Source organism: Acinetobacter stercoris, assembly GCF_900323515.1.
Classification (GTDB): domain Bacteria; phylum Pseudomonadota; class Gammaproteobacteria; order Pseudomonadales; family Moraxellaceae; genus Acinetobacter; species Acinetobacter stercoris.
The window spans coordinates 1-3,617 of the sequence record NZ_OOGT01000282.1 but is presented as its reverse complement, the minus strand read 5'-3'; the positions used below and the strand labels follow the sequence as shown (position 1 = coordinate 3,617).

Sequence of the window (3,617 nt, the reverse complement as noted above, 5' to 3'; positions counted from 1 at the left end):
TGAAATTGGCAGAGCAAGGAATCATGCAGTACAAGCCTGTTGGAACAAGGGACGAAAGCAGTGGAAAAGAGATATTGGTTATCATCAACGTTCACGAATAGAAGCCAAAATGTTTGCATTTAAACGGCTTGGACAAGGGGTGTCTAGCCGATGCTTTAATCGTCAGGTAGTCGACTTGCAAATCAGAGTCGATATTTTGAATAAATTTACTCAACTCGGTACAGCCCAAACAGTCGCTGTTGCATAAATATCGGGAAGATAGACTGACTCATCTTTATTTTTATTTATGCAACAAAGCCATCCTGATTAAATGATTAATTTACTCAAAAATATGCCTGTTGACTAAAAAGAAAACAATGAGTATGCTTGGCAAAAATCTATTTAGAGATCCTGCCAATGAAGTAAGTCATTTTTCATCAAATCAAATTCACCTTTTGTATTTTGATGTGCAAAATAGACTTATTAAACAAGGCATTGTTCTTCTCATATTAAAAAATACTTTTATTTTGCGCATCCTGTGTTATGGAGTCATTTATGACCAAACAGGCATGTATTATTCAACATTTAACTTTAGAACTCGATCATCAAAAAATATTCAGTGGTTTAAATTTTCAGCTCCCAGCCTCAAAAATCACTGCTTTAACAGGAAGAAATGGTCAAGGTAAATCTTTACTCATCGAATTATTAAGTAATAATCCTTCATTTTCTAATTCGTATACAGGTCATATCAATTGGCAAGTTCAATACGCTAAACTGTCTCAACTACATAGAATTCAGGCAAAAACCATAGCTGAGGCGCTAGAAATAGACATATATACGACGGCATTTCAGCGTATTGAAAACGCATCTGCTCATTTTAATGATTACGATATTGTTGATGGGAAATGGCATCTTTTACAGGAGTGGCGACAAATACTTGCAAATGCAGATCTGCCTATATCATTTGACTATTCAATTGATCATTTAAGCGAAGGTCAAAAAACGAAATTAGCTCTTTGTCGATTATTTTTACTTAAAGATCATTACCTTCTTTTAGATGAACCCAGTAATCATCTCGACCAAAACAGCCGAAAGTGGTTATTAACTTGTCTTCAACAACACACTGCAGGTGCCCTGATTGTCAGTCATGATCTGGATTTGCTTGAATCTGTTGATTGTATTTTTGAATTAAATCAACTCGGTCTACAGCAATATTCTGGTCATTACTCAGATTTTTCAGTACAAAAAACGTTACAAATTAATTCATTTGAAAAGCAACATGAATTTAACAAATCAGAATTGAAAAGAATCCAGCTAAAACAACATGCAACCCGTATGAAGGCTGAAAAACGTCAACACTCAGGGAAAAAACTGAGAGATGGTTCTCAACACAAAATGTTTTTAGATATGAAAATGAATTCGGCTCAGAAAACATTGAATCATGTGAAAAAACAACAAACCAAACAATCAGAGGAACTCCATGTTTCCATTGAGGAAAATAAATCCAAACTTGAGATAATCAAGCCTCAAATGTTTGAGTTTGCATCTAGTAGCATTAAAAAAGGGGAAATATTGCGATTAAAGCAAATCCAGCTTATTTATGGTTCATCAACGCCTATTTCTTTTTCACTACATGCAGGGCAAAAAATCCATCTGAATGCTGCTAATGGAACAGGAAAATCAACCTTATTAAAAACGATTCAACAGGATTTAACATTCAAAGGAGGTGAAATATTTAAAAACGTACAGAGTATTTATCTTAATCAACAGTTTTATTTAAATGATCATGCTTCACAGCTTAATGTCCTATCTTATCTTAATGAGTTTAATCCGGATATTAAGGAAGTTAGCTGGAGAAACCTGTTAGGCCAGTTACGCATAAGAAACGATAAAGTATTTCAGACATTAGAACAATTAAGTGGTGGAGAAAGGCTTAAAGTCACACTCCTTGGTATGAGTCAGTCGAAATTGCCTTTTGAACTATTGCTTTTAGATGAACCAGATAATCACTTGGATATCGAATCTAAACAACTTCTAGCATCTGCAATAAAGAACTATCAGGGTGCAATCATTCTGGTTTCACATGATCAGGCATTTGTTGATCTATGTGAAATCCAGGATCAATTTACTTTATAAGTGGATTTAGACAAATAAAAAAACCAAGCATAAGCTTGGTTTTTTTAAATTATTTTAATCAATTGCTTGCTGTAAAGGTTTGTTACTCGCTGGAACATCTTCTGTATGTGTTTTGGCAGCGTCACTATATTTATCGTTAATTAAAAATACAGTAATCATTCCTAATAAAGCCGGGATACTTAATGCTAAGAAGTTGTATACATGCGGTAATTGTAAAGCCAGTAAAGAACCAGTCAAAATTGGACCCAAAATAGCTCCTACTCGTCCCATTCCCAAGCCCCAACCAATACCTGTCGTACGGATATTTGCTGGATAGAATCTTGACATATATGCCAATAGCATGATTTGTGCACCAATAGAAGCTGCACCAGCACATGCGATAAGGAAATACAAAACAATACTATCAAACTTAAGCGACAATAATGAAAGAGAAACAGCACCGATTAATAACATTGTCATCAATACATATTTTAGATTGTATTTGTCTGCCAAATAACCACCTAAAATTGAACCGATCATACCTCCAACGTTTAGAGCAAAAAGGAAAATCAAACTTTTTGACAAGTTGTAACCAGCTTCAATCATGAGTTTTGGTAGCCAGTTTCCTAATGCATAAACCATAATCAAAGTCATAAAGATCGAGCACCAGAACATGACTGTACTAAATGCACGTCCTTTTGAGAAAATCATTTTTACAGGTGCACTTTCAGTTGACTGATTAGTCGAATCAAGCACGAAAACATGGTCTTGTTGATATTGATATGATGGAACCATCTTGGTTAAAAAAGTTTTAACTTTTAAATCCTGTTTTTTTCTAACAAGATAATCAATTGATTCAGGTAAAATTTTCATCATTGGTAAAAGTAATATGAGCGGAATACCTGCAATCATGAACATGATTTTCCAACCATATAAAGGTACCAATACCGAACCTAAAGATGCACCGAGCATTCCACCTATTGCATAACCACTAAACATAAGTGTAACGAAGAAACTTTTAAATTTCTTTGGTGCATATTCACTCACTAATGCAATAACATTTGGCATAACACCGCCGATTCCAATCCCCGCGATGAAACGATAAACAGAAAATTCTTTTACAGATGATGCATAACCGCAAAGTACTGTAAATAAACTAAACAGGATAACGCATGTACAGATAACTTTTTTACGGCTTACTCCCAAATGTTCAAGTTTGTCAGAAATCGTCCCAAAGATAAGTGCACCGAACATCATCCCAAACAAGGCGATACTGCCAACAAACCCAGCTGTTACTGGATCAATCGCCCACTCTTTCATCAATAAAGGTAAAGCTACGCCATAAATAACCAGATCATATCCGTCAAAAATAATGATGAGTGTACTTAATATAATAACTCGCCAATGAAATCCTGTTAGCTTAGAGTTATTGATCATTTCCGTTACATTAATTTGCTGCATACTTCCCTCCAGCAAATGCATTGACATGCGTTTTTCAATAGCTTTTATCTTTTAAATAAAGA

2 protein-coding genes and 1 pseudogene are annotated in these 3,617 nt (G+C 34.7%); 2 read left to right on the top strand and 1 reads right to left on the bottom strand.

Translation table 11 applies throughout. From position 1 onward, the window contains the following. Positions 1-247, top strand: a pseudogene (locus KPC_RS18455) (IS5/IS1182 family transposase); the annotation flags it as partial. Positions 248-534: 287 nt separating this feature from the next. Then, positions 535-2,115, top strand: coding sequence for an ATP-binding cassette domain-containing protein (locus KPC_RS18450; protein WP_121975791.1), 1,581 nt, complete (start codon positions 535-537; stop codon positions 2,113-2,115). 54 nt (positions 2,116-2,169) lie between these two features. On the opposite strand, the gene KPC_RS18445 is transcribed toward KPC_RS18450, so the two are convergent. Then, a complete protein-coding gene (locus KPC_RS18445) occupies positions 2,170-3,555 on the bottom strand; it encodes an MFS transporter (protein ID WP_121975790.1) in 1,386 nt (461 codons plus the stop codon). Positions 3,556-3,617: the final 62 nt, after the last annotated feature.